Origin of the sequence: Burkholderia sp. TSV86 (assembly GCF_001522865.1) — a bacterium.
Lineage (GTDB): Bacteria > Pseudomonadota > Gammaproteobacteria > Burkholderiales > Burkholderiaceae > Burkholderia.
Genome location: NZ_LOWB01000078.1, coordinates 45,003 through 71,994, shown reverse-complemented (window position 1 = coordinate 71,994; position 26,992 = coordinate 45,003). Strand labels below are relative to the sequence as shown.

The window sequence follows — 26,992 nt, the reverse complement described above, 5'->3', positions numbered from 1 at the left end:
CGGCGGATCACGCCGTTTTCAAATCGGCGTCGCGGTTTCGGGCCATGTCATCGCATCATCGCGCTGCGCTACGCCGCGGCGATCCGCGCGGATCATGTCGCTTGCGCGCTCCGCGATCATCAGCGTCGGCGAATTCGTGTTGCCCGACGTGATTGCCGGCATCACCGACGCATCGACGACCCGCAGCCCCGTCACCCCCCGCACGCGCAAGCGGCTGTCGACGACGGCGTCCGGATCGTCGGCGCGGCCCATCCGGCATGTGCCCACCGGATGAAAAATCGTCGTGCCGACCGCGCCGGCCGCTTCGATCAGTTGCTCTTCACTCTGATAATGCGCGCCCGGCAAGATTTCCTCGGGCGCATACCGCGCGAGCGCAGGCGCGGCCGCGATCCTGCGCGTCAGCCGCAGCGCATTCGCGGCAACGCGGCGGTCATGGTCGGTCGACAAATAATTCGGTGCGATTGCCGGCGCGCGGGCTGGGTCCGGCGACACCGCGTGAATGCTGCCGCGCGAGGTCGGCCGCAGATGACAGACCGACGCAGTGAACGCATTGAAGCGATGCAGTGGCTCACCGAAGCGCTCGAGCGACAACGGTTGCACGTGATACTCGAGATCGGGCCGCGTGAGCGCCGGGTCATGCTGGTCCGATTTCGCGAACGCGCCCAATTGCGACGGCGCCATCGACATCGGCCCGCTTTTCGTCAACGCATATTGCGCGGCGATCATCAGCTTGCCCCACCAATGCGCGGCGAGCGTGTTCAGCGTGCGCACCCCGCGCACGCGAAACGCCATGCGCAATTGCAAGTGATCCTGAAGATTTTCGCCGACACCGCGCAGCGCGTGCATGACTTCGATGCCGAGCGCGTGCAGCCGCTCGCCGTCGCCGATGCCGGAAAGCTCGAGCAACTGCGGCGAATTGACCGCGCCCGACGCAAGCAGCACTTCCGCGCGCGCGCGCGCGACACAGCGCGAACCGTCGTCGCGACGGTATTGGACGCCCACGCAGCGGCGTGCGTCGAACACGAGCCGCTCGGCCCGCGCGCCCGTTACTACGGTGAGATTCGGCCGCGCGAGTGCCGGGCGCAGAAACGCCTTCGATGCGTTCCAGCGCACACCGCGCTTCTGGTTGACTTCGAAATAACCAACACCGGCATTGTCGCCACGATTGAAATCGTCGGTCGCCGAGATACCGGTCTGCTGCGCCGCTTGCGAGAACGCCTCGAGAATCTCCCAGCGCAGCCGCTGTTTTTCGACGCGCCACGGACCGCCCGCGCCGTGCGCGTCACTCGCGCCCGCGTGATGATCCTCGCTGCGCTTGAAGATCGGCAGTACCGCGTTCCACGACCAGCCGTCATCGCCCGTCGCACGCGCCCAGCCGTCGTAGTCGTCGCGCTGGCCGCGCATGTAGATCATCCCGTTGATCGATGACGAGCCGCCGAGCACGCGCCCGCGCGGATACGACAGCGCGCGGCCGTTCAGTCCCGCTTCGGGCTCGGTCTTGTAGCGCCAGTCGGTGCGCGGATTGCCGATGCAGTACAAATAGCCGACGGGAATGTGAATCCACCGGTAATCGTCGTTGCCGCCCGCCTCGATCAGCAGCACCGACACGTCACGCTCCTCGCTGAGCCGGCTCGCAAGCACGCAGCCCGCGGTGCCCGCACCGACGATCACGTAATCGAATTCGCCCTCGGGCGTGCGTTCTGCCACCATCGTCGTGTCTCCTCGATTCTGATCGGGTTTTCGGTGCGGCGGGCTTGCGCGAACCACCGTCTCCGTATTGCGCGGCGCACGGCGGCACGTGCCGCTCAAGCATAGACCGCGCGGCGCCCGTTCGGGCGCCGCGCGGCATCGTGCCAATCACGTCGGCGTCACTTCGCCACCGGCATCGTGAACTCCGCGCCCTTCGCGATGCTGTCCGGCCAGCGCTGCATCACGCTCTTGTAGCGCGTGTAGAAACGCACGCCCTCTTCGCCGTAAGCGTGGTGATCGCCGAACAGCGAGCGCTTCCAGCCGCCGAACGAATGCCAGGCCATCGGCACCGGAATCGGCACGTTGATGCCGACCATCCCGACCTGAATTTGCCGCGCGAACGCGCGCGCGACGCCGCCGTCGGACGTGAAGCACGACACGCCGTTCGCGAACTCGTGCGCGTTGATCAGCGCCACCGCGCTCGCGAAATCCGGCACCCGCACGACCGCGAGCACCGGCCCGAAGATTTCCTCGCGATAGATCGACATGTCGGTCTTGACCTGATCGAACAGCGTACCGCCGAGGAAAAAGCCGTGCTCGTAACCGTCGACGACATGCCCTCGCCCGTCCACCACCAGCGTTGCCCCCTCGGCCACGCCCGCGTCGATGTATGCGGCCACTTTCGCACGATGCGCGGCCGTCACGAGCGGACCCATTTCGACGCCCGCGTCCATGCCGTTGCCGATCTTCAGCGCCTTCGCGCGCTCGGCAAGCTTGGCGACGAGCGCATCCGCCACGCCGCCCACCGCCACCGCGACCGAAATCGCCATGCAGCGCTCACCCGCCGATCCATACGCGGCACCGACGAGCGCATCGACCGCTTGCTCGAGGTCCGCATCCGGCATCACGACGAGATGATTCTTCGCACCGCCGAGCGCCTGCACGCGCTTGCCGCGCCGGGAAGCTTCCGCATGGATGTACTCGGCAATCGGCGTCGATCCGACAAACGACAACGCAACGACATCCGGATGCGCGATCAGCGCGTCGACGGCCGTCTTGTCGCCATGCACGACGTTGAACACCCCGTCGGGCAGCCCCGCTTCCTTCAGCAGCTCGGCGAGCCGCACCGACGCCGACGGGTCGCGCTCCGACGGTTTGAGCACGAATGTGTTGCCGCATGCGATCGCGATCGGGAACATCCAGCACGGCACCATCATCGGAAAATTGAACGGCGTGATGCCGGCAACGACGCCAAGCGGCTGACGCAGGTTCCAGTTGTCGATCCCGCCGCCGATCTGATCGGTGAAATCGGTTTTCAGCAGATTCGGCATCCCGCAAGCGAATTCAACCACCTCGATACCGCGCATCACTTCGCCATGCGCGTCCGAAAAAACCTTGCCGTGCTCGCGGCTGATCAGCTCGGCAAGCTCGTCGTGATGGCGTTCGAGCAGCTCCTTGAACTTGAACATCACGCGTGCGCGCTTGAGCGGCGACGTCTCGCTCCAGGCAGCGAACGCGGCGCGCGCGGCGGCGACGGCGGCGTCCACTTCGGCCGCGCTCGCGAGCGGCGTGCGCGCCGTCACCATGCCAAGGGCCGGGTTGAACACGTCGCTGTAGCGATCGCTCGCGCCGTCGACCGCACGGCCGCCGATGAAATGCGTCAACGCGCGCACACGTGCCTCGTTCGCGGGGCTGCTTGTCATGTCTTCCTCCGTTCTCCGTTCGTTCCGTTTGCTCGGCTTGCGCTCTGCACGCAAGCGCATGCTTCAAAGACGAAGCGTACCCGCGGCAGCCGCTCTCGATCCAATGAGTTATCCTCAAATGCAATATAAGCCGCGCTAATATTGCTCGATGGATCTGATACTGCTTCGCGCCTTCGTCGCGGTTGCGCGCGAAGGCAATCTGACGCGCGCCGCCGCCCGGCTGCACCTGACGCAGCCCGCCGTCAGCCTGCAAATCAAGAATCTGCAGGATGCGCTCGGCATCACGCTGTTCGAGCGGACATCACGCGGGCTTGTGCTTACGCGCGACGGCCAGGCGCTGCTGCCGCATGCGGAGCGCGCGCTCGACGCCGCCGCCGACGTCGCGCGTGCTGCCTCCGCGCTCAAGCACGAGGTGCGCGGCCGGTTGCGGATCGGCTCGATTCTCGATCCCGAATTCCTGCGGCTCGGCGGCTTTCTGAAACGGCTCGTCGAAGCCTATCCGCAGATCGAAACCGCGTTGCGGCACGGCATGTCCGGCTGGGTGCTCGATCAGGTCCGCGCCCGCGAACTCGACGTCGGCTACTACATTGGCCGGCCTGACGAGGACGATCCGCGTGAAGCCGGGCGCTTCCATACGCTGACGCTCACGCAATTCCGCTACCGCGTGCTTGCACCCGCCGGTTGGAAGGAACGTGTGCAGCGCACGCGCTCGTGGCGCGAGCTTGCCGCGCTGCCGTGGATCTGGACGCCCCCGGCGTCCGCGCACCATCGGCTGCTCTCGCGCCGCTTCGCCGACGCGGGCGTGCAACCCGTCAAAGTGGCTGAAGTCGATCAAGAAACATCGATGCTCGATCTCGTCAAATCAGGCGTAGGGCTGTCGCTCGCGCGCGATTCGGTTGCGTTGCGCGAAGCGCACGCGCATGCATTGGCGATCGTCGAGCACGTATCGGTGCCGGCCGAGCTCACGTTCGTCGCGCTTGCCGAACGATGCGACGAGCCGGCAATTGCGGCCGCGTTGCGGCTTGTCGACGAACAGTGGGCGGTTTAGCGCCGGTTCGCGCCACTGGCGGAACGCCGTTGCGCGACGCGGCGGCAAGACATCCCGCCAAACGGCGCGACACGAGGGCCTGAAGAGACAAGCAACCTCGACAGCCCTGCCTGCAAATGCGCTGCCGCCGGATATCCGCCGGGCAGCTGCGCACGGGCGCGCGACGCGCTTGCAATCGCTTTCGCGCTCCCGCTGCCGCCCACCGATAGAATGAGGGTTCTGGATGGTTCGTCCGGACCCGCAAATGCCTTTCCCAGAAGGAGACACGCATGGCCCGCAACATCGAGATCAAAGCCCGCGCGCGCGAATTCGAGCAGATCCGCGAACGCGCCGCCGCACTCGCGCCCGACGCACCGCTTTTCTACCGCCAGCAGGATTTCTTCTATGACGTCCCGCGCGGCCGCCTGAAACTGCGCCGCTTCGAAGACGGCACACCCGCCGAATTGATCTTCTACCAGCGCGACGATCAGGACGGACCGAAGGCGTCGTACTACACACGCAGCCCGGTGACCAACCCGGATGCGATGCACTCGCTGCTCGCGACCGCGCTGACCACGCGCGGCATCGTGACGAAAGAGCGGCACGTCTATTTGGCGGGCCGCACGCGGATTCATCTCGATCGCGTCGACGGCCTCGGCGATTTCGTCGAACTCGAAGTAGTGCTCGCGCCCGATGACGACGAGGAAGGCGGCCACGCGGAAGCGCACGCGGTGTTCGAAAAGCTCGGCGTGCCAAGCGACGATCTCGTCGCGCTCGCTTATGTCGATCTGCTCAACGCGCAAACCAAAACACCCGCGTAATGCGTTATCGCGAACGGCTCGCGCATGTGCGGCAAGCCGCCGGCTGCCGCCAGCAGTGGCGTGGCGGAGGAACGCAAGCGCGCCACGCGGCGAATACATCGCGCGAAGCAGCGCATGATCGGCCATGCCGCCGCGCATGGCATACCGCGCCGGCGCGGCCGCTTCGCGTCATGCCGCAGGCGCGCCCGATTCCAGATGACTTAGCGGCAGCGGCCCGTTGCGCTTGAACGTCGTCAATACGATGTTCGAACGCACGCTGTCGACGCCCGGCACCCGCATCAGCTTCTTCATGACGAACGACGACAGCGCATTCAGATCCGGCGCGACGATCCGTAACAGATAATCGGCATCGCCCACCACCGCATGGCACTCGAGCACTTCGGGCAACACGTCGATCTGCTGCTGAAACTGCTCGATGATCGAGTCGCCGTGATGTTTGAGCTTCAGGCTCGTGAACGCGGTAACGCCGAGCCCGAGCTTTTCGGGCCGCAACACGACCCGATAGCCGTCGATCACGCCCGTCGCCTCCAGCCGCTGCAGCCGCCGCCCGATCTGCGACGGCGACAGCGGCACTTCCTCGCCGAGCTGCTGATGCGTCGCCCGGCCGAAGCGCTGCAATACGGCGAGCAACGCCAAATCGAAATGATCGAGATCCACCATGAAAATTCTCCGCGAGAATTTATGATTCAATGCGTGATTATTGCATTTAATATCGGAAATCCAAAAATTTTGCGCCCAATCCGCGCATAGGCCGCTCTACACTTGCATCTATCGAAACCGAAGAAACCGATGCAAGGTCAGCGCCCATCATGTCCACCGCCGTCACCGCGAAGCTTAAGGAACAGTTCGACGCAGGTCTCGAAACCCGCGCCGATTTCACGATCGACCAGCCATTCGATCGCTACGGCCAGGCCGATCACGCGGTATGGCGGCAACTCCACGCGCGTCAGGCCGCGCTCCTTCGCGATCGCGCGTGCAATGCCTTCGTCAACGGCCTCGCTCGCATAAATTTGCCCGCCGACCGGGTGCCCCTGTTCGCCGACATCAACCGCGCGCTGAAGCCCGCGACCGGCTGGGAAATCATCGCGGTGCCGGGCCTCGTGCCGGACCGCGTGTTCTTCGAGCACCTCGCAAACCGCCGCTTTCCGGTGACTTGGTGGATGCGCCGCGCGGACCAGCTCGACTACCTGCAAGAACCGGACTGCTTTCATGACCTATTCGGTCACGTCCCGCTTCTCATCGATCCGGTCTTCGCCGACTACATGCACGCATACGGGCGCATCGCGCTTGCAGCCGCCGACGATCCCTTCGCGCTTACGCTGCTTGCGCGCCTCTACTGGTACACGGTCGAGTTCGGCCTGATCCGTAACGCGGGCGACCGCACCTTGCGCATCTACGGCGCGGGCATCGTGTCGAGCAGCGGCGAGACGCGCTACAGCCTGGAGAGCGCCGCGCCGAACCGGCTCGGCTTCGATCTCGAGCGCGTGATGCGAACCCGTTACCGAATCGACACGTTCCAAAAGACATACTTCGTGATCGACGACTTCGCTCAGCTCTTCGCGCTTGCCGGCATGAACGCGCCCGATCTTGCCGCCCGGCTCGCCGGCGCACCCGAGCATCCGGCGGGCGCGATACTCGACAGCGACCGCGTCATTACACGCGGTACGGGAGAAGGTTGGGCCACGGACCCGGACGCTTGAGCGCAAATATGAAAGAATGGCCGGTACGGTGCCCGTCGCGCGACCGCGCGCGGCTGCGCCGCCACCGGACGAGGTAAGAAAAATGGTTCACAAGCTGACATCGGAAGAACGCAAGACGCAACTGGAAAACCTGCCTCATTGGGTGGCCGTTCCCGGCCGCGATGCGATCCAGCGCAGTTTCCGCTTCGCCGATTTCAACGAGGCATTCGGTTTCATGACGCGCGTGGCAATCAAGGCGCAGGAAATGGACCATCATCCCGAATGGTTCAACGTCTACAACCAGGTCGATATCACGCTGTCGACGCACGACGCGCACGGCCTCACCGAACGCGACATCAAGCTCGCGCATTTCATCGAGGAAGCGGGCCGGCACGCAAAGACTGCGTAATAATCCGAATGGAGTTTCGAAAGCCGGTTCGTCAACGTAACGCTTTCAACCAGCGTTTTCTATGCTGAATGAAGCGAAAGCCTTCAGCTTTCCAAACTGTTTTTAAGGCGGACGTAAGATTCCCAAGCACTGCGCGCTTTAGGGTCCAATCCCTCCAGTCGCAGCGCACTTTGGCGCTGTACAATCAGCAGCGCATACGGTTTGGAAAGCGCGCTGGCCTCTTTGCAGAGTTCGAGTTCGTCGCCGCTCGACGGCGAGCGGATACGCCAGAAATTGATCGCGGCTTCGAGTTCGTGAATCGAAATATCGGACATGATCGAGGATTCGTAGCTGGCGGCTCCGCTTACCGGCCCGCATGCGACGTTTTTTCGTGGAAATGGCGTCGTGCTGCCTTGCGTGCCTGAACCGCCAACCCATTGTACTTGAGCGAATCTCATGCGACTCCTTCTGATTGAAGACGACCGCCCCATCGCACGCGGCATCCAAAGCAGCCTCGAGCAAGCGGGCTTCACCGTCGACATGGTTCACGACGGCATCTTTGCCGAGCAGGCACTCGCGCAAAACCGCCATGAGCTTGTGATTCTCGACCTCGGCCTGCCTGGTATCGACGGCATGACGCTCCTGTCGCGCTTTCGCCAGACCAATCGCCACACGCCCGTAATCGTGCTGACCGCGCGCGACGAGCTGAACGACCGCGTGCAAGGTCTCAATTCCGGCGCCGACGATTACATGCTCAAGCCGTTCGAGCCAGCCGAACTCGAAGCGCGCATCCGTGCGGTGATGCGCCGCAGCGGCCCGCACAGCGATATGCCGCGCCCGGAAGTATCGCTTGGCGGCGTGCGCCTGTCGGGCGTCGATCGCCGCATCTTCAACGACGACAAGCCGCTCGAGTTGTCGCCGCGCGAATTCGCGGTGCTCGAAATGCTGCTGCTGCGTCACGGGCGCGTCGTCAGCAAGGCGCAATTGCAGGATCACCTGACGCATTTCGGCGGCGATCTCGGCGATACCGCAATCGAAGTTTACGTGCACCGGGTCCGCAAGAAGCTCGAACAATGCCGGGTCGAAATCGTGACCGTGCGGGGCTTCGGTTATCTGTTGCAGGAAATTCGCCAGACTGCGAGCGTTTGAACGCTTGTCTGACACCTCACCGCTTGCGCGGCCGCGCGCGGTGATCCTCCGCCCTGCCCGCGCCGCTTCGCAAAGCGGCGCTCTTCTCATGCTTTTGCGCGATGTCCGCTGAACCGGCCGTGCCGACCAGTCTGCGCCGCACCTTGCTGCGGCGTCTCGCCGCGCCGCTATCGATGCTCGCATTGATGAGCGGCCTCATCGCATACTGGCTCGCGTGGCAATACACGCAGCACGTCGTCGACCGCTCGCTTGCCGATCTCGCCACGGCGATCTCGAAACAGATCCAGATCGCGGGCCCGGACGCGCCGTTCACGGTTCCGCCGCTCGCGCAAGCGATGTTTTCCGATCCCAACGAGCAGTTGATCTACCGGATCAGCGACGGCGAGCACGAACTCGCCGGCGATCCGAAGCTGCCGCTGCAGGGCACGAGCGTGCGCCGGATGCATATTGCGTATGTGTTCGAGGCCGACTACGACAACCAGGCGGTGCGTGTCGCCCAGATCCGTGTCGAACAACCGTTGGAAGGCGGCAATCCGATGCTCGTCGAGGTCGCGCAGCCGGTCCGTTACCGTTACCGGATCGCCGCCGAGTTCCTCGTCGCGATCATGATGCCGCTGCTGTTGCTGCTGCTCGCCGGTTGGGGAATCGTATGGCGCGTCGTCAATCAGCAGCTCGGCCCGCTCACGCATCTGGCCGATTCGCTGAACCGCCAGACGCATACGTCGCTCGAACCTGTCGACGAAACCGAGGTGCCGCTCGAAATTCAGCCGCTCACGAACGCGATGAACGCACTGCTCGGCCGTCTGAAAACCGCGCTCGACGCCCAACGTAAGTTCATTGCCGACGCCGCGCACCAGTTGCGCACACCGCTCACCGCGATCAAATTGCACGCCGAGCAGGCCGCCGTCGCGCGCGAGCCGCAACAGGCGCTCAACGCGGTGCACGAACTGCGCTCGGCCGCCGACCGCGCGGTGCGGCTGTCGAATCAGCTTCTGTCGCTTGCGCGCGCGGAGCCCGGCGAACAGGCTGCGCGTTTCGTCGATGTCGATCTCGCCGGCCTCGCATTCGAGACCGGCGCCGAATGGGTGCCGCGCGCCCTTGCCGCGCATGTCGATTTCGGCTTCCAGCGCGGCGACGGCCGTGCCGACGACGAGCCGCTGGTCATTCGCGGCAATCCGGTGCTGTTGCGCGAAGTAATCGCCAATCTGCTCGATAACGCATTGAAATACGTGCCGCTCTCACGGCCGACAGGCGCGCGGATCACCGTAAACGTGTCGCGGATCGAGCGTGGCGGCGACAAGCCAGCCGCGGAGATCGTCGTCGAAGACAACGGCCCCGGTGTGCCGGCAAGCCAACAAGCCGATCTCTTCAAGCGCTTTTTCCGTGGCGATGCGCAAAACGGAGGCGGTGTCGAATCGGGCGCGGGACTCGGTCTTGCAATCGTTCACGACATCGTCGCGATGCATGGCGGAACCGTTTCGTATGCGGACGCCGGCGGCGGCGGCTCGCGCTTCATCGTGCGCGTACCGCTTGCCGCAACGTCATCCGTGCCGTCGCCGCATGTTTCGGAATCGCCGGCGGCTTCTGTTTAATCCGTTTAACCCGTTTGATGACGCGAAGGCCAGCCGGCCTGGCACAAACATAAAACACCCGCGCAGCGGCCAACCCACAGGGTTGCACACGCCCGCGCCGGCCGCCCGCAACCGTCTTCGCGTATCACGCCTTCTTTTTCTTCTTGTCCTTGCCGCCCTTCTTCGCCTTCTTCTTTTTCTTGCCGCCGTCGTCTTCCACTGCTGCGAGCAGCGTGCCTCGGCACGTCGGCGCACCGCAATGGCACGCATATTCCCGCTTGAGCTTCTTCGTCAGGCGTGCGTCGATCACGAGCCCGTAGTCGTAGAACAGTTCTTCTTCCTCGCTGATGTCGCGCAACGCGCGAATGAACACACGCCCGTCGATTTCCTCAGCCTCGCAGTTCGGCGCGCACGAGTGATTAATCCAGCGCGCGCTGTTGCCGTTTATCTTGCCGTCGATCACGCCGCCGTTATCGAGTGCGAAGTAGAACGTATGATTCGGCTGATCCGGATCGTGCGGATGACGCCGCAGCGCCTCTTTCCACGAGATTCGTTCGCCTTTGTATTCGACCACGCGCTCCCCCGACTTGATCGGTACTGCGGCGAATACGCCCTTGCCGTGAACGCCGGAGAGGCGCACCACGATCCTGCGTGAACTCATCGAACGAATCCTTTGTGAAATAAGCTGAAATTGAAACGATGCTCCGACACGGCAACGGGACGCGCCGGTTCGCCCGCCCGCGCACGGTGCACGCGCTGCGCACACCAGCGAGCGGCGAATCATCGAATGCTACACGGTCAGGATTGCATCGTTCAACTCGAATGGAAACGCAATGCGCACCAATCGTTCGGCGTGGTGGCAATCGGCCGTTTGCCGCGCGTCAACGCTGGCCGAACGGCGCTTCGCCAAACAGCATCTTTTGATCGCGCGGTTGCGAGCGCCAGTATTGCGGCGGCGCGTCGACCGTCGCACCGAGCTTGGCCGCCGCATGCCAAGGCCAGCGCGGATCGTAAAGCATCGCGCGCGCCATCGCGACAAAATCGGCATCGCCCGTTTCGATCAGCCGATTCGCATGTTCGGGCTCCGAAATAAGGCCGACCGCGATCGTCGGCAGACCGACCGCGTGCCTGATGGCCTGCGCAAACGGCACCTGGTAACCAGGCGACAGCGGAATCTTCTGTCGCGGCGACACGCCGCCCGATGACACGTCTATCCAATCGCATCCACGCTTTTTCAGCTCGTGGGCGAACGCGATCGTATCGTCAAGCTCCCAACCGCCCGGCACCCAGTCGGTCGCGGAGACTCGCACGCCGACCGGACGATCGTGCGCAAACGCCGCGCGCACGATGTCGAAGATCTCGAGCGCGAAGCGCATCCGGTTTTCGCGCGAGCCACCATAGGCATCGGTGCGCTGATTCGCAAGCGGTGAAAGAAACTGGTGCAGCAGATAGCCGTGCGCCGCATGAACTTCGATTGCATCGATGCCAAGACGCGCCGCGCGGCGCGCGGCTGCATCGAACGCACCTCGAATGCGCTCGAGCCCTGCCGCATCGAGCACGAGCGGTGACGGCTCGTCGTCGCGATGAGCCAGCCCGGACGGTGCAAATGGCCGCCAGCCGCCGGCTTCGGGCGCAATGAGCTTGCCGCCGTTCCATGGCACGTCGCTCGACGCCTTGCGGCCCGCATGCGACAGTTGGATCGCGACGCGAATCGGTGAATAGCGGCGGATCGCCGCCAACACGGGTTTGAGTGCCGCTTCGGTTGCGTCATCCCACAAGCCGAGGTCGGCCGGGGAAATGCGGCCGGCCGGTTCGACTGCCGTCGCCTCGAGACACAACATCGCTGCGCCCGACAGCGCGAGATGGCCGAGATGGATGAAGTGCCACGCGCCGGCCTTGCCATGCTCGGCCGAGTATTGGCACATCGGCGAGATCACGATGCGATTAGCAAGCGTCACGCCGCGCAGCGTGAACGGGGAAAACAAGGCGCTCATCGAATGGTTGCTCGCAGAACAGAGAACCCGATGAGATTAGCATGCGCTCAAACGACTTGCCGAACGCGACGCGGCAATGAACGGCGTGCATGAAAAGCCAATGGGGCAAGCCAATCGGCAGATTTCGTACTGCCTACATTGGCATCGGCGAGAACCGGCGGTTCGGCTACCCCGTCACAACCCAACTGAATCGAGCCACTCGCCAAACATCTTATGCGCCGCGCGTTCGAGCATCGGCCCCAATTGCGCCGCTGCTTCGCGCAAACGTTTGATATCGGTTCCAGGCGTAGCCGCGATCTCTGCGGCATGGCCGATCAGCCAAAGCTCGAAGCGATCCGCCCGGATTTCCGGATGGCACTGCAGCGCGAGCACGTGCGTGCTCCACGAAAAAGCCTGGTTGCGGCACGCTGGCGTCGATGCAAGATGAACCGCGCCCGCCGGCAGATCGAACGTGTCGCCATGCCAATGCAACATCGACGTCAACGCACCGTCAACATGGCGCAGCGGCGACGCACGCCCCGCCTCCGTCAGCGCGAGCGGCGTCCAGCCGATCTCCTTGTGCGCCGCCGGATACACGCGCGCACCGAGCGCACGCGCGATCAACTGCGCACCGAAACACACTCCGAGCGTCGGCAATCCGGCATCGATGCGTTTGCCGATTAACTCAGCCAGCACACGGGTTGTCGGATACGGCGCATCGTCGTATACGCTGATCGGCCCACCGAGCACGACCAGCAGCGACGGCTCGAGCGCGTCGAGCGCCTCAAGGCGCATACTGCCGACGTCGACGTATCGCACCCGGCGGCCGCGCTCGCCGAGCACCCGTTCGAAACTGCCGAGATCCTCGAAATACACATGGCGAACAGCAACGACATCACCCTTCATCTGAGGCCTCCGGCTCGAACGGTATCGCGCTCGGCGCGCAGCATCAGGCCTGCGCGAAAATCTTCCAGGTCTTTTTCTGCGTCGCGATGTCCGCTTCCTCGTGCACCGTACAATCGAGGCGCAGATCGGCGTCGGTCATCGTCAGATCGAGCAGCGAACAACGATATCCGAGCTTGCGCCCCTGCTTGCCCGGCTGGAAGTGCTTGCAAGTCACACACATTCGATGCGGCGGAATATCGCCGTTGATTTGCAGCTCGCGCAATGTTTTCAGCAAAGTGCGATACAGCAAGCCCTGCTCGTCACTGCCGAGCGAACCAATCGCCTTCGACAGAAAGTCCGGCCACTGCAGCGCTTTTTTTGCCGCCGTGCGGCCGCGCGCGCTCAAGCGCACGGCGAGCGCACGACCATCGTCGAGCGCTCGCCGCTTTTCGACGAGCCCCTTGTGCTCGAGCGTGCTTACCGCATCGCTCGTCGTCGCCGCGGTCAATTGCGTTTCACGCGCGATCTCACCGAGACGCATCGGCCCCTTGCGCTGCAAAAGCAGCACAAGGATTTCACCTTGTGTTGGCGTCAGCCCCGCGCCTTCCGCCCAATCCCAGGCCTGGCTACGCATGGCCGTGCCCAACCGCAACAGACTGTGGGTCACGCGCCCCGCAGCCTGATTCCCGTAAACACCTTCGCTCATAGTCTTTTCGCTGTTGCCGGCCGTCTTCTTGAGGCGGCCGTTTGTGGGGAGACCAGGTCTCGGTCTCTGACTCAAAAAAACGGCGCGCCAGAACAGCGCGTCCGCCATGTTCGCCGCGAGGCACACGCTGCGAACCTGTACGCGGCTTCGGCTCCCGTCGGAGCCAACTTCCACGAAGCTAACATTCTAAGCGAGAGCGGAAAATCGCACAGCTAAGTTATCCCATTCAACCTGTGAACAACCATTGAATAACAACCCGAACAGACTGTGCACCACTTCTTGACAACCCGGCTCCCGGCTGCGCACGGCCTCTTTCCATCCCGAAACATTCTCTGGCATCTCTTATTCGATCCGCATTGTTGTCCAGTTCACAGACCTTTGACTTTGCGGCGAAATCGAAGGTTATCCACAGAACAGCCCGACGCTTGTTAACTACTACTACGTTTACATACGGTATACGGCTTAGTAAACCTGAACCCGCTCGCACTGATCGTGTCTTCGATCAGAAAAACTGTTTTTCACTCCCTCCATCGCAGGCACTGTTGGCGCACTGTTTCGTTCAACGATTTTTCCTGCTTGAAAATCGTTCTTAACCATGTTGCATCGTTGACACGCGCCTTCGCGAGCGCGCCGATCTCGTCGAGCGCCGCACGCGAGCCAAGCACCGCGGCATGCGGCGCGATCCTGTCGAGCGTGTCGAGAATGTCCTCCGCAATCGTTTGCCGTTCGCCTGTTTGCGGGTTGACGCAGGTGCCGTCGAGCCCGAACCGGCACGCTTCGAAACGGTTGAACGTATAGACGAGATAGTCGTCTTCGGAAAGCTTGAGCGGCCGGTCGAGCAGCAAATAGCGTGCGAGCGTTTGGATATAGCATGCGATCGCAGCAGCGCGGTCGACGGACAGCGGCGTGTCCATCACGCGAACTTCAATTGTTCCGTAACCGGGCTTCGGGCGGATGTCCCAGTAGAAATCCTTCATGCTGTTGACGACGCCGGTGTTGACCATCTTCGTGAAGTATTCCTCGAAGTCGCTCCACGACAGCACGAACGGCGCGCGGCCCGATAGCGGGAACGCGAATACGGAATTCAGGCGTGCAGAATGAAAACCGGTGTCGACGTTCTGCACATACGGCGACGATGCCGATAGCGCGATGAAGTGCGGAATGAAACGCGACATCGAGTGCAGTAGGAACAGCGCGCTGTCGGCATCCGGGCAGCCGATGTGCACGTGCTGGCCAAACACCGTGAACTGTTTTGCGAGATAGCCGTACAGCTCGGAGATGTATTGAAAGCGCGGCGCGTCGAAGATCTGTCGCTCGCTCCACTGCTGGAACGCGTGCGTGCCGCCGCCGCACAGGCCGACGTTGAGCTGGTCGGCCGCGCTGACGAGCGTGTCGCGAATCGCGTGCAGCTCGCTGAGTGCCTGATCGTGCGACCGGCATACGCCGGTCGACAGTTCGATCATGCTTTCGGTGATCTCGGGCGTGATGTTGCCGGGAAACTTCGCGTCCTTGATGAGCCGCATCAGATCAGACGAAGCTTTTGTCAGATCGTAGTTGTGCGTATTGACGATCTGGATTTCAAGCTCGACGCCGAACGTGAACGGTTCGGAATTGACGAAGGTTTCTAGTGCCATGACGAGTTCCGGATAACGAAGCAAAAAAACGCGCGGCGCGGATCAATTGGTATCGCGCCGCTCGCCGACGGCCGACAAACTGCGATAGACGAAAAGCGGCCCCACCAGTTGCAACACGACGATCGTGCACATGATGACCGCGCGCAGCAGCGGATCGAAATTCGGGTAGAGCTGATAAGTATCGTCGACGAGCAGGTACGCGAGCGCGGACATCGGCACGAGCGAAAAACCGAGCGCGACACCCTGCTTGACGCCGAGTCCGCTTGGCTTGGCGAACACGAGCACGCCGACGAGTTTCGCGACGAAGCGCGTCACGATCAGCGCGGCCGCGATGGCACCTCCCGCCACCACGTCGTGCCATTCGAACGACGTGAGCGTCAGCACGAACAGGATGACGGTCAGCAGCCAGCCGGCGGTACCGAAATGCTCGGGCCAAAGCTGCGGCCGTGCTTCGAGATTCTTCACGATGATGCCGGCAAGCAGCAGTGTCAGCATGGTCGACAGTTTCAGCGCCTGCGCGACCGCGATCGCGAGCACGACGAGCCCGAACAGGGCGACGAACGAGTGCTCGTCGCGCATCGTCGACGTAACGTGCCTGAACAGGAAATTGCATGCGCGCGCAAACAGATACGCGACGATAAGCGAGCCGGCGAGCAAATAGATCGGCTGCAGGATCGTTGCGAATACGTTGCCGTAGGCTTCCTGATGCAGCCAACTCGTGACGAGTTTCGTCAGGACCACTGCATAAACGCTGTTCAGCGCCGACAACGTGATAAGCCGCTGCGACACCTGCCCTTCCGCGCGCAGTTCCGTCTTCAACTGGATCACCATCGCGGGTGATGTCGAGATCGCGATCGCGGCGACCACGATCGCGATCATCCCGGGCACCTTAAGCAGTAACAACACCGCAAGCACGAGCACGAACGTAAGCGTGGCCTCCGCAAGGCTCGATGCGATCAACCACGGATTACGGCGGATCCAGCGCAGATCGAGACGGCTGCCGAGTTCAAACAACAATAATCCCAACGCGACATTGATCAGCAGCCGCAACGTGTCGTCGGTGCTCGCGTCGATCACACCGAAGCCGAATGAGCCGGCGATAAGCCCGATCACCGCATAACCGGTGATCCGCGGCAAGCGCCACGCGCGATAGCAAAGTTCGCCACACAGGCCCGCCGCGAAAAGCGCGATACCGGCCCAGAAAACCGCATCCGGGGCGAGCGGCCAATTGGGTAGAAACGAGAACGCTGACTTCATCGTGGTGACTTCTCCTTTGGAAGGCAACCTCCTCCGGCGACGCGGATCGAGCGAGTCGAGCGAATAATGCGCGCTGAATGCGGTTGCCCGGTTGTTCGTTGTTCCGGACGACCGGCAGGACATGGGGTAAGCCCGCGCCGCTGATAGCAGCGTGACGCTCAGTCGGGCCTGGGCCGATCTGGGGTCGGCCTGGCGTGTGTGAATGGAAAGCGCGCTCGACTATCAGATTCGGATTCGCGCCGACCGTTCCGTTGATGCAAGCGTGGCAAAACGCCATGACCTGCGTGAAGGTGACCGATTGTGCCACAGCTGTTGCAGTCCGGTCCGGATTTGGTGCACTCGCATAAGCGCGCAAGCGGGGGCAGTCTTAAGGATTGTGGTTTACCTGTATATATATGTAGTAGAAGTTAACAAACCCGGCAAATTTCTGTGGATAACCCAGGTTTACATAAGCAGATCATCGGCTTGCATTTCGTATAACCGACTGTGCAGCCTGTTTGTCCACACAGTGTTTCGATGAACAACTTTTCGGTTTCTGTGTGGCTGTGCCGAGTTACCCCGTTTACGTCCACATCGATTGCACAGCAATTGAGTATTTATTTCACCAAGTTATCCACATGAGTGGGTGGATAACTTGATTGCCCGCCTGTGCGCAGCCCGTGTGGCGGTGATCAAATGGTCGTGCCTATAACCGCCCGTGCCGTAATGCGCGGAGCAGGAAACGGGCCGGGTCGATGGCCTCGGCGAGTTCGCGTTCGAGCGGCCACGGTTCCCCTTCGATTTGTGAAGCGATCAATTCCGCGCCGAGGGCTGCCCAGACGAGCCCGCGCGAGCCGTAGCCGAAAGCGCCATACAAGCCCGTGGCGCGCGGCACGTCGCGAAGCTGCGCGCCTGTCAGTGCAGCGGCATTCAGGCTGGCCGCCGCCTCGTCGGCAAGCTCGCCGATGAACGGCAGCCGGTCGCTTGCAACGCAGCGAAAGCCGACGCGGCCGGCGAGCTTGCCGGGTGCGGCGGCCGTGGAGAAGGCCGGCAGCAATCGCTCGAGCCGCGCCAAGTTGTCACGATGGCTCGCGTCGTTTGTGGTCAGGTCTGCGTTGCCGGGTTCATATGTCGCGCCCGTGAGCGTCGTACCGTTGGCCAGTGGCACGACATAGCCGTCGCCGATCACGGGTATCGGCACGGCGGGCGCGATACCGGCCGGCAGCAGCGTGAGCTGGCCGCGCACGCGTTGTGTCGGCGCATGCCGAAGGCCGGCGACGCGCGCGGCGTCAGCGGCGTTCGCGACGATTGCGATGCTCGCCTGCGCGAGGGCCGCACCGGCCGTGTCGAGCGCGTGCCAGCGGCCATCCGCGCTTTGCTGAAGCCGCGCCACGTCAGCGCAGACGACTCGCGCTCGTGCCGAGGCGCATTGCGCGATGGCAAGCGCTGCCGGATCGATCGAGCCGCCTTGCGGGAAAAACCAGCCTCCATGATCGACGCGCGTTTGCAATAGCGTTTGCGCATCGTCGCGCGACAACGCCGATGCAAGTTCGCCTCGCACATCGAGCGTGGCGATGCTGTTGCACATCCGCTCGAATTCGTTGGCCGACGACGCAAGCTGCACGAGCCCGCTTTTGCTGTGTGCGAACGTATGGCCCGCGCATTCGAGCGCGCGCCAGCGCGTGAGTGCATAGAAGAAGCCCGCGCGGGACAAACGGGCCGCGAGGTTGTCATCTCGCGCGATCATCGGGTGGAATACACCGGCAGGATTGCCGGATGCCTCGCTGGCGAGCGTGGCGTGCCGGTCGATGAGTGTCACGCACCAGCCGCGTGCGGCGAGCCGCTCGGCAATCGCGCAACCAGCAAGCCCGGTGCCGATCACGAGCGCGTCGCGCGTGCCGGCGGCGAATGCGCGAGGGGGTTCGTGACGGCGCACGCGCCAGCGCGGCGCGAATTCGCCGACGAGCATCTCGCGCTTGCTGGCGAAGCCCGCGACTTTCCGGCACGCGAAGCCTGCTTCGTCGAGTGCGCGCCTGACGGCGCTCGAGCTTGTATAGGTAGCGAACGTCGCGCGCTCGTCGGCGAGCCGCGCCAGCGATTTGAAGATGCTGGCTGACCATAAATCCGCGTTTTTTGACGGTGCAAAGCCATCGAGATAAAACGCATCCGCACGCAGCACGAGCGCCGGCAGCATGTCGAGCGCGTCGCCGAACGCGAGCGTGAGCGTGACGCGGCCATCGTCGAATTCGAGCCGATGCAGGCCAGGCATAAGCGCGGGCCACGCATTCGCGAGCGCGTCGGCGAGCGGCTCAGTGGTTGTATGCGCAACGATATGCGCGGTAGCACGCCGCAGATCGTCGCGCGCAAACGGATGCTTCTCGACTGATACGAAGTGAAGACGCCCGCAGCGTGACGGATCGTCGCGCCATGCGGCCCAGGTCGCGAGAAAATTGCATCCGATGCCGAAACCCGTCTCGACGATGGTGAAAGCTTGCCGGCCGCGCCAACGTTGAGGCAGGCCGTTGCCGCGCAGAAATACGTGGTCGGCCTGCGCGAGCGCGCCGGCCGCGCTGTGATAGATGTCGCCGTACCGCGGCGAAACGATGGTGCCGTCTTCGCGGACGACGAGCGTAGCGGGAACGATTCGGTCTGGCATGCGAAACAAATGGAAAGCGCAAGGCGCGCAAAGCCTTGTCCCGCCTGGCGTTGGCAAAAACCAACGGGGCGGCGTGCCGGCCGCGGACAAACCGCGGCGAAGCCGACTTGCGCAGTTCGAAAACCGCGCGGCGCGCGGCGTGTATGTCAAAATTTGCTCGAAATTCTTTGAAACCCTTGTCGTTATTGGGTTTGCGCTGCGCTATCATAGCAAGCGCCGTATCGCGGAGCGGCCGAAAGGCCCGCCCGGCGGTGCGTTGCGCGGCGCAGTACTTCTGCGCTGTGCCGTTGCCACACGCTGTAGACGGTGTAGACGGCACGGTTCGCGCACGTATAATCGGCGCGTTCGCGCTGTACGTGTCAACCCAACCTGGAAAGGAACCTTAATGAACAAACAGGAACTGATCGACGCCGTCGCCGCCCAAACGGGCGCCAGCAAGGCTCAAACCGGCGAAACGCTGGACACGCTCCTCGAAGTGATCAAGAAAGCTGTGTCGAAAGGCGACGCAGTTCAACTGATCGGCTTCGGCAGCTTCGGTTCGGGCAAGCGCGCTGCGCGTACTGGCCGCAATCCCAAGACGGGCGAAACCATCAAGATCCCGGCAGCCAAGACGGTCAAGTTCACGGCTGGCAAGGCGTTCAAGGACGCGGTGAACAAGCGCTGAGACGAGCTGTTCGCGAACGAGAACCCGCTGTAATCAGCGGGTTTTTCTTTTGTGATGCAGCTTTTTTGCTACGCTGCCTGCGCATTTTTTCAATCTTTGACGATCAGTGCCGATGCACGATTTCAGCATCGTGGCCGTGATCGTCGTCGTGATCATGATGGTTATGATCATCGTGGTCGTCGATGTCCCATGCAGGGAATGGATCGGCATAGGCCATCCATGCCTGCTCGCCGGCCGTATATTCGGCATCGGTCAGCAGGCATGCGTCGAACTTCGCACGCCATGCGGCCGCGTCGATTCCCACGCCGATCAGCACGAGTTCCTGCCGACGATCGCCGATCGACGTGTCGGCAAGATCGCCGTGCCAGTCGGCGGCAATCTCGTCGTACAGTTCGTCGCCCGCCTCCGGCCATTCGGCGCGATCCTGCGCAGCCCACCAGTGCCCGGCCGGACCGTGCCGGCATACGCCGCCCGCCTGCGACAGCGAGCCGGCAAGGTCATTGCGTGTCGCAAGCCAAAAAAAGCCTTTGCTGCGCAGCACGCCGTTCCAGGTTTCATGCAGCAACGCCCAGAACCGCTGCGGGTGGAACGGCCGGCGGGCACGATAGACGAAGTGGCCGATGCCGTATTCGTCGGCCTCGCTGTGCGCATGCGTATGGCCTTCGCTATCTTCGTGATCGCGATGTTCGAGCGACGTCAACCAGCCCGGCGCATTGGCGGCTGCCTCGAAGTCAAAGCGTCCGGTATCGATCACTTCCGTGAGCGGCACGTCGCCGAAGCGGCTGACGACCTGCCGCGCGCGCGGATTGAGTCGCGCGAGAATGCACTGCAGGCGCGCAAGCTCGTTAGCGTCGACGAGATCGGCCTTGTTGACGACGAGCACGTCGCAGAACTCGATCTGCTCGATCAACAACTCGACCAGCGTGCGGTCGTCGTCGTCGGTCGCGCCCAGGCCGCGTTCGGCGAGCCCGTCGTCGCGTGCGTAATCACGCAGGAAGTTGAAGGCGTCGACGACGGTGACCATCGTGTCCAGGCGGGCGAGATCGGCGAGCGTCGAGCCGTCGTCGTCTACGAACGTGAATGTCTCGGCGATCGGCATCGGCTCGGCAATGCCGGTCGATTCGATCAGGATCGCGTCAAAGCGGTTTTCGGCTGCAAGGCGCCGGATTTCGACGAGCAGGTCGTCGCGCAGCGTGCAACAAATGCAGCCATTCGACATCTCGACGAGGCGCTCCTCGACGTGTGACAGCGCGGCGGCATCGCGCACGAGCGTGGCGTCGATGTTGACGGCGGCGAGATCGTTGACGATCACGGCAACCTTGAGGCCGGCGCGATTCGCGAGGATGTGATTGAGCAACGTGGTCTTGCCGGCGCCGAGAAAGCCGGACAGCACGGTGACGGGCAACGGCTGGTTCATTGCGGTGCGCACCCATGAAAAAGCGGAAAGCGAGCCGCCGCGCGCCATGAAAACGGGGCGGCACCGGCGCCGTGGCCGGCGCGGGCAAGCGGCGGGAAAAGCCGCATTGTGCATCAAATGTTGACGGCTGGATTCGCGAGGTGGCGGTGGATTATGGCTTCGGCCCTGCCGATCGGATTGGCATTCGCTCAGTTCGACTCGGTTTTGCCCATTCAGCGCTGCGCTTGCTGCGAAGGGATCAGCTTCCACTGAGTCAGGATATCGAAGATCTGCTTCGCATACTTGTCGCGCAGCGACGGGGTCTCGGAGTGGTATGCCCCGACCGCCTGCCACGTATTGCCGTACTTATTCATCATGCGGCGCAAATGCCACGCGGCGATATAGACGTTCTTGCACGGCTCCATCAGCGTGTCTTTCGTGATTCCGTAGCGGGACAACACCGGCAGATGGACCGAGTTGATCTGCATGATGCCGTAGTCGATCGAACCGTTCGTATTTTTGTTGAGCGCGTCCGGGCGGTTGTGTGACTCTTGCCAAGCGATCGCGCGCAGGATCAGCGGGTTGACTTGGTGGTATCGCGCGGCGCTGTCGTAGCAATCGGCATAAGCCGGCGCGCTGACGAGCCATGCGCCGAACAAAAATACCGAGGCTAGGAGCGGTCGCATCGTTATCGAAAAATAAGAGTTCGGGAAAAGAGGCTAAAAAGAGCCAACTAGTATCCAACTAGGGGGCTATTTGCTTTTTCCTGGCAAGGGCGAAGCGTTTTCGGATCGTATCATACCTGCCGCCCGGCGGGCTGCCTGCCGTTTGTTCGGGTGGCGGAAATTTTTTTCGCATATTTTGAAAAAATTTCATTTTCCGATTTCAACGAAGATTAACTTTAGGTATTGGTAAATGCGTGTGAATAAAATTGATTTTATTTGGATTAAATTTATTGATATTGTATAATTTTTGTATTATTTTAAAATGGATTTTTAATGGATTTCACGTAATCGGATTGGTCATTTTAAAATATCAAAGGGTGATTTTTCGCTATGTTTTTCCATCGCTTGGGCAGTAATATTGATGTGCCTGTAATAAGGTGTGGAAGCAAGATATAGCGGATTTGCAGGGCCAGACGGATTGATGCGGGATGGTGCGTGGTCAGGATTTTGATGATCGTTCCATCGTTTCAAGGCGGGATAAATTCCACGTCTGCCGTGATTGATGAGTTTGCCAATGGAATGCGTTGTGGGTCACAGGATAATTGAAGGGTTTTGGCGAAGTAATTCACAGGTCCATCTGGTTTGACTTGGATACGAAAAGCCATTGCCGAGAGATGGTGATTTCGAGAGGCGGAAATTTTGCCGGCAGCGGTTGGAACAATCGAAAAGCCAATTGGCTCTTCAAGAAGACAGGCGATTCGCACTGGATTTGTTGCTCATGGGAAGGAACCGGCGCCACACCGTCATGGCTGCGGAGTGGCCGTGCAGGGATATTGTCTGCGTCAACAATACCAATGCGGGCTGCGAACCGGCTTTCTTTCAAAAATAATATGTATTATTTACATATTTATTGTCGCGACGGAAATGAGGGGTGGGAAAACCCGCACGCGGTTTTCGCCCGGCATCCTGCTGGCGGCCCGTATCATATCCGCACAACGGGTTGCGTCGATGTGACAAGCAGCCGTGCGGCCTGTAACCGCCCGTGCCGTTGTTGGTTCGGACTGCTATCAGGCCGGTTGCGCCGCAGTTGCGAGACGGCCTTGCCGCAGGCTACATGCCTGTTCGGTTCAAGCTTCGTATGCGGCCCGGCAAGATACCTTACATTTTCCATGCGGAGCGTGCTCCCGATTGTTTTTATGGCATAAGTGAGACAGCCCTCAGTCGAATGTGATATTTCGGACATGAAAAACTGCTAATGTCTGCTCTTTTGATATCGACCTTATGTAATACCGTCGGACACGGCCGCCGCCGGCATTGATCCATCACTCCATGACAAGAACTCGCTTTGTTTTGCGACGCGTCGCAACGGCGCTCATCGTTGCCGGCATTGTCGCCGCTCAGGCCGCTCACGCTCAGGTCACGCTGAATTTCGTCAATGCGGACATCGACCAGGTCGCCAAGGCGATCGGCGCAGCCACGGGTAAGACGATCATCGTCGATCCGCGTGTCAAGGGGCAGTTGAACCTGGTGTCGGAGCGTCCGGTGCCCGAGGATCAGGCGTTGAAGACGCTGCAATCGGCGTTGCGGATGCAGGGTTTCTCTCTGGTGCAGGACCACGGCGTGTTGAAGGTCGTGCCGGAGGCGGACGCGAAACTGCAAGGCGTGCCTACCTATATCGGCAATGCGCCGCAGGCGCGCGGCGACCAGGTGGTCACGCAGGTCTTCGAGTTGCGTAACGAATCGGCGAACAACTTGCTGCCGGTGCTGCGGCCGCTGATCTCGCCGAACAACACGATCACCGCCTACCCGGCCAACAATACGATCGTCGTCACCGATTATGCCGACAACGTGCGGCGTATCGCGCAGATCATCTCGGGCGTCGACGGCGCGGCGGGCGCGCAGTTGGCAGTGGTGCCGCTCAAGAATTCGAACGCGATCGACATGGCCACGCAGCTCTCGAAGCTGCTCGATCCGGGCGCGATCGGCAATACCGACGCGACATTGAAGGTGACGGTGCAGGCGGACCCGCGCACCAATGCGCTGCTGTTGCGCGCGTCGAACAAATCGCGGCTCGCGGCGGCCAAGAAGCTCGCGCAGCAGCTCGACGCGCCAAGCGGCGTGCCGGGCAACATGCACGTGGTGCCGCTGCGCAATGCGGATGCGGTGAAGCTCGCGAAGACGCTGCGCGGGATGCTCGGCAAGAGCGGTGACAGCGGCTCGTCGGCAAGCTCGAACGATGCGAATTCGTTCAATCAGAACAGCGGCTCGTCGTCGGGCGGCTCGAATTTCTCGACGGGTTCGTCGGGCACGCCGCCGCTGCCGTCGGGGCTGTCGTCGGGATCGACGGGTAGCGGCGGCGGCATGGGGAGTTCAAGCGGTGGAATCGGCAATGCAGGGCTCCTGGGCGGCGACAAGGACAAGGGCGACGACAACCAGCCAGGCGGGATGATCCAGGCGGATGCGGCGACGAACTCGCTGATCATCACTGCGTCGGACCCGGTGTACCGCAATCTGCGTGCGGTGATCGACCAACTCGACCAGCGTCGCGCGCAGGTGTACATCGAGGCGCTGATCGTCGAGCTGAACTCGAATACGGCCGGGCAACTCGGGATTCAGTGGCAGGTTGCAAGCGGCGCGCTGCTCGCCGGGACGAATCTCGCGGCCAACGCCGGCACGGTGGCGGGCAACAGCATCATCAATCTGACCGCTGGAGGGGTGTTGAGCAGCGGCTCGGCAACCGGAACCGGGATAGGCGCCAATCTAGGCAAGCTTAACCAGGGCCTCAACATCGGCTGGCTGCACAACATGTTCGGCGTGCAGGGATTGGGGGCGCTGCTGCAATACTTCGCCAGCGTCAGCGACGCGAACGTGCTGTCGACGCCGAACCTGATTACGCTCGACAACGAAGAGGCGAAAATCGTCGTTGGCGAGAACGTGCCGATTCCGACGGGCTCGTATTCGAACCTCACGAGTGGCAATACAAGCAGCGCATTCAACACTTATGATCGCCGCGACGTGGGTTTGACGCTGCACGTGAAGCCGCAGATCACCGATGGCGGAATCCTCAAGCTGCAGCTTTACACCGAGGATTCGGCGGTGGACACCACGACGCAAAATTCCCAGACTGGCCCGTCCTTCACCAAGCGCTCGATCCAGTCGACGATTCTCGCGGACAACGGCGAGGTCATCGTGCTGGGCGGGCTGATGCAGGACAGTTACCAGGTTGCCAATAGCAAGGTGCCGCTTCTCGGTGACATTCCGTGGATCGGACAACTGTTCCGTTCGGAGAGCAAGCAGCGGAAAAAGACGAACCTGATGGTGTTCCTGCGCCCGGTGATCATCAATGATCGCGATACCGCGCAGGCGGTGACGGCAAACCGCTACGACTACATTCAAGGCGTATCGGGCGCATACAAATCGGATAACCGCGTGATCCGCGACAAGGACGACCCGGTGCCGCCGCCGATGCCGCTTGGTCCGAGCCAGGGCGGCTCGCCGGCGATGAATCTGTTCGATCTGGACCAAATGCGGCGCTCGCAGGCGTGGCCGCCGAAGCCGGGAAGCGGCGCGGCCGCCCCTGCCCCGGCGCCGGCCAATGCAGCGCCCTCGAACGCTTATCCGCCGGCCGGAGCGTCTGGAGCGCAGCCATGACCGAAGCGCTCGCCGCCGCTGCCGCCGCCGCTGCGTCCGGCGAACGGGTCGCGCCGTCGCCGCTCGCCGCGCGGCTGCTGCCATACGGGTTCGCGAAGGCGGGTCAGATCCTGGTCGCGCATCAGCACGCGGACGCACTCGAAGTGTGGATCAGCGAGCGCACCAACACCGCGGCGCTCGCGGAGATTGCGCGCAACTTCGGCGCCATCTCCGCCGTGCGCGTGCCGGCCGACGAACTCGCGCTCGCGATCAATCAAGCATACGCAAGGCAGGACGGCAGCGCGGCGCAAATCGTCGGCGAGGTGGAGGGCGAGGTCGATCTGTCGCGGCTGATGCAGGACATTCCCGAGGTCGAGGATCTGCTCGAATCGGAAGACGATGCGCCGATCATCCGAATGATCAACGCGCTCCTGACGCAGGCCGCGCGCGAGCAGGCATCGGACATTCACATCGAGCCGTTCGAGAACGCGTCGGTGGTGCGGTTCCGGGTGGATGGCACGTTGCGCGACGTGGTGCGGCCGAAAAAGGCGCTGCATGGCGCGTTGATTTCGCGCATCAAGATCATGGCGCAGCTCGACATCGCGGAAAAGCGGCTGCCGCAGGACGGCCGCATCACGCTGCGCGTGGGCGGGCGGCCGGTGGACGTGCGGGTGTCGACGCTGCCGACCGGGCATGGCGAACGGGCGGTGCTGCGTCTGCTCGAGAAAGACGCGCAGCGGCTGAACCTCGAAGCGCTCGGCATGGGACGGGATACGCTCACCCAGTTCGACAAGCTGATTTCGCGGCCGCACGGGATCGTGCTGGTGACCGGCCCGACAGGCTCGGGCAAGACCACGACGCTGTATGCGTCGATGTCGCGGCTCGAGACGGCGACGACCAACATCATGACGGTGGAGGATCCGATCGAGTACGACTTGTCCGGAATCGGGCAAACGCAGGTGAACGAACGGATCGGCATGACGTTCGCGCGTGCGCTGCGCTCGATTTTGCGGCAAGACCCGGACGTGATCATGATCGGCGAAATCCGCGATCTGGAAACGGCGCAGATCGCGGTGCAGGCGTCGCTCACCGGCCACCTGGTGCTCGCGACGCTGCATACGAACGATGCGGCCTCGGCGGTGACGCGCCTGACCGACATGGGCGTGGAGCCGTATCTGCTGGCGTCGTCGCTGCTGGGCGTGCTCGCGCAGCGTCTGGTGCGGCAGCTGTGCCCCGCGTGCAAGGAAGAGCGGCACGAGGACGGCCGCTCGGTCTGGCATCCGGTGGGATGCGACAAATGCGGGCACTCGGGCTATACCGGCCGGCGCGGCGTCTACGAGCTGTTAGTGGTGGACGACGCGATCCGCACGCTGATCCACCGCAACGCGGCCGACGCGGAGATTCTCGCCACCAGCCGGGCGAGCGGAATGCGCACGCTGCGCGACGATGCGCAGCGCTGGCTTGCCTCGGGCGCGACGTCGCTCGAAGAAGTGCTTCGGGTGACAGGAGGCGCGTAGCGT

General features: G+C 62.6%; 23 protein-coding genes and 1 pseudogene. 10 read left to right on the top strand and 14 right to left on the bottom strand.

What is annotated here, in order from left to right; genetic code table 11:
• Window positions 1–18: 18 nt before the first annotated feature.
• Together WS68_RS14415 and WS68_RS14410 are read right to left on the bottom strand one after the other, a co-directional pair.
• Window positions 19–1,710, bottom strand: coding sequence for a GMC family oxidoreductase (locus WS68_RS14415; RefSeq protein WP_059571453.1), 1,692 nt, complete (start codon window positions 1,708–1,710; stop codon window positions 19–21).
• 158 nt (window positions 1,711–1,868) lie between these two features.
• Entirely contained in the window at window positions 1,869–3,392 is a 1,524-nt protein-coding gene (locus tag WS68_RS14410; RefSeq protein ID WP_059571576.1) for a CoA-acylating methylmalonate-semialdehyde dehydrogenase, read from the bottom strand.
• Between the two features lie 148 nt (window positions 3,393–3,540).
• Between WS68_RS14410 and WS68_RS14405 the strand changes: the two genes are divergently transcribed.
• On the top strand, window positions 3,541–4,440 hold the full coding sequence (locus tag WS68_RS14405) for a LysR family transcriptional regulator (protein WP_059571452.1): 900 nt from the start codon (window positions 3,541–3,543) through the stop codon (window positions 4,438–4,440).
• Between the two features lie 269 nt (window positions 4,441–4,709).
• Window positions 4,710–5,240 carry a class IV adenylate cyclase gene (locus tag WS68_RS14400; protein ID WP_059571451.1) on the top strand — a complete coding sequence of 177 codons (531 nt, stop codon included), beginning with the start codon at window positions 4,710–4,712 and terminating at the stop codon, window positions 5,238–5,240.
• 168 nt (window positions 5,241–5,408) lie between these two features.
• On the opposite strand, the gene WS68_RS14395 is transcribed toward WS68_RS14400, so the two are convergent.
• Entirely contained in the window at window positions 5,409–5,900 is a 492-nt protein-coding gene (locus tag WS68_RS14395; protein WP_059517039.1) for an Lrp/AsnC family transcriptional regulator, read from the bottom strand.
• A 149-nt stretch (window positions 5,901–6,049) separates the two neighbouring features.
• Here WS68_RS14395 and phhA point away from each other — a divergent pair, with 149 nt between their 5' ends.
• Both phhA and WS68_RS14385 read left to right on the top strand, forming a co-directional pair.
• Window positions 6,050–6,940: a phenylalanine 4-monooxygenase gene (gene phhA, locus WS68_RS14390; RefSeq protein ID WP_059571450.1), complete on the top strand. Its 891-nt coding sequence runs from the start codon at window positions 6,050–6,052 to the stop codon at window positions 6,938–6,940.
• 82 nt (window positions 6,941–7,022) lie between these two features.
• Window positions 7,023–7,328, top strand: coding sequence for a 4a-hydroxytetrahydrobiopterin dehydratase (locus WS68_RS14385; RefSeq protein WP_059517897.1), 306 nt, complete (start codon window positions 7,023–7,025; stop codon window positions 7,326–7,328).
• Between the two features lie 83 nt (window positions 7,329–7,411).
• Here the strand turns inward: WS68_RS14385 and WS68_RS14380 are convergent, their stop codons facing one another.
• Entirely contained in the window at window positions 7,412–7,642 is a 231-nt protein-coding gene (locus WS68_RS14380) for a DUF3717 domain-containing protein (protein WP_059517043.1), read from the bottom strand.
• A gap of 121 nt (window positions 7,643–7,763) precedes the next feature.
• Between WS68_RS14380 and WS68_RS14375 the strand changes: the two genes are divergently transcribed.
• The gene (locus WS68_RS14375) at window positions 7,764–8,456 is read left to right on the top strand and encodes a response regulator transcription factor (protein ID WP_004195796.1); all 693 of its coding nucleotides are present in this window, start codon (window positions 7,764–7,766) and stop codon (window positions 8,454–8,456) included.
• Between the two features lie 101 nt (window positions 8,457–8,557).
• Complete coding sequence (locus tag WS68_RS14370; protein ID WP_059571449.1) at window positions 8,558–10,048, top strand: sensor histidine kinase; 1,491 nt, start codon at window positions 8,558–8,560, stop codon at window positions 10,046–10,048.
• A 124-nt stretch (window positions 10,049–10,172) separates the two neighbouring features.
• Here the strand turns inward: WS68_RS14370 and WS68_RS14365 are convergent, their stop codons facing one another.
• The 4 genes from WS68_RS14365 to WS68_RS14350 all read right to left on the bottom strand — a co-directional run bounded on the left by WS68_RS14365 (window position 10,173) and on the right by WS68_RS14350 (window position 13,591).
• Window positions 10,173–10,688: an SET domain-containing protein gene (locus tag WS68_RS14365; RefSeq protein WP_059571448.1), complete on the bottom strand. Its 516-nt coding sequence runs from the start codon at window positions 10,686–10,688 to the stop codon at window positions 10,173–10,175.
• A gap of 220 nt (window positions 10,689–10,908) precedes the next feature.
• Window positions 10,909–12,021, bottom strand: coding sequence for an NADH:flavin oxidoreductase/NADH oxidase (locus WS68_RS14360; protein WP_059571447.1), 1,113 nt, complete (start codon window positions 12,019–12,021; stop codon window positions 10,909–10,911).
• A gap of 174 nt (window positions 12,022–12,195) precedes the next feature.
• Complete coding sequence (locus WS68_RS14355; protein WP_059571446.1) at window positions 12,196–12,906, bottom strand: glutamine amidotransferase; 711 nt, start codon at window positions 12,904–12,906, stop codon at window positions 12,196–12,198.
• 43 nt (window positions 12,907–12,949) lie between these two features.
• Window positions 12,950–13,591, bottom strand: coding sequence for a MarR family winged helix-turn-helix transcriptional regulator (locus tag WS68_RS14350; RefSeq protein ID WP_059571575.1), 642 nt, complete (start codon window positions 13,589–13,591; stop codon window positions 12,950–12,952).
• Between WS68_RS14350 and WS68_RS28375 the strand changes: the two are divergent.
• Window positions 13,544–13,807 (top strand): annotated as a pseudogene (locus WS68_RS28375) (diguanylate cyclase). The gene WS68_RS14350 and the pseudogene WS68_RS28375 overlap by 48 nt on opposite strands.
• Before the next feature lie 302 nt (window positions 13,808–14,109).
• On the opposite strand, the gene WS68_RS14345 reads toward WS68_RS28375, so the two are convergent.
• The 3 genes from WS68_RS14345 to mnmC all read right to left on the bottom strand — a co-directional run bounded on the left by WS68_RS14345 (window position 14,110) and on the right by mnmC (window position 19,117).
• Window positions 14,110–15,225 (bottom strand): YbdK family carboxylate-amine ligase, encoded by a 1,116-nt coding sequence (locus WS68_RS14345; RefSeq protein WP_059571445.1) that lies wholly within the window; start codon window positions 15,223–15,225, stop codon window positions 14,110–14,112.
• A gap of 42 nt (window positions 15,226–15,267) precedes the next feature.
• A complete protein-coding gene (locus WS68_RS14340) occupies window positions 15,268–16,482 on the bottom strand; it encodes a cation:proton antiporter (protein WP_059571444.1) in 1,215 nt (404 codons plus the stop codon).
• 685 nt (window positions 16,483–17,167) lie between these two features.
• Window positions 17,168–19,117 (bottom strand): bifunctional tRNA (5-methylaminomethyl-2-thiouridine)(34)-methyltransferase MnmD/FAD-dependent 5-carboxymethylaminomethyl-2-thiouridine(34) oxidoreductase MnmC, encoded by a 1,950-nt coding sequence (gene mnmC / locus WS68_RS14335; protein WP_059571443.1) that lies wholly within the window; start codon window positions 19,115–19,117, stop codon window positions 17,168–17,170.
• A gap of 385 nt (window positions 19,118–19,502) precedes the next feature.
• On the opposite strand from mnmC, the gene WS68_RS14330 reads away from it, so the two are divergent.
• Window positions 19,503–19,781, top strand: coding sequence for an HU family DNA-binding protein (locus tag WS68_RS14330; protein WP_006401505.1), 279 nt, complete (start codon window positions 19,503–19,505; stop codon window positions 19,779–19,781).
• Window positions 19,782–19,884: 103 nt separating this feature from the next.
• On the opposite strand, the gene WS68_RS14325 is transcribed toward WS68_RS14330, so the two are convergent.
• The 3 genes from WS68_RS14325 to WS68_RS28945 all read right to left on the bottom strand — a co-directional run bounded on the left by WS68_RS14325 (window position 19,885) and on the right by WS68_RS28945 (window position 22,373).
• On the bottom strand, window positions 19,885–21,198 hold the full coding sequence (locus tag WS68_RS14325; RefSeq protein WP_059571574.1) for a GTP-binding protein: 1,314 nt from the start codon (window positions 21,196–21,198) through the stop codon (window positions 19,885–19,887).
• 212 nt (window positions 21,199–21,410) lie between these two features.
• Window positions 21,411–21,869, bottom strand: a complete 459-nt coding sequence (locus tag WS68_RS14320) for a lytic transglycosylase domain-containing protein (RefSeq protein WP_156429512.1) — start codon at window positions 21,867–21,869, stop codon at window positions 21,411–21,413.
• Between the two features lie 330 nt (window positions 21,870–22,199).
• The gene (locus WS68_RS28945; RefSeq protein ID WP_156429511.1) at window positions 22,200–22,373 is read right to left on the bottom strand and encodes a hypothetical protein; all 174 of its coding nucleotides are present in this window, start codon (window positions 22,371–22,373) and stop codon (window positions 22,200–22,202) included.
• 798 nt (window positions 22,374–23,171) lie between these two features.
• Between WS68_RS28945 and gspD the strand changes: the two genes are divergently transcribed.
• Both gspD and gspE read left to right on the top strand, forming a co-directional pair.
• Window positions 23,172–25,493 (top strand): type II secretion system secretin GspD, encoded by a 2,322-nt coding sequence (gene gspD / locus WS68_RS14315; protein ID WP_082710044.1) that lies wholly within the window; start codon window positions 23,172–23,174, stop codon window positions 25,491–25,493.
• Window positions 25,490–26,989, top strand: a complete 1,500-nt coding sequence (gene gspE / locus WS68_RS14310; protein WP_059571573.1) for a type II secretion system ATPase GspE — start codon at window positions 25,490–25,492, stop codon at window positions 26,987–26,989. Before gspD ends, gspE begins: the two co-directional genes overlap by 4 nt.
• Window positions 26,990–26,992 lie beyond the last annotated feature (3 nt).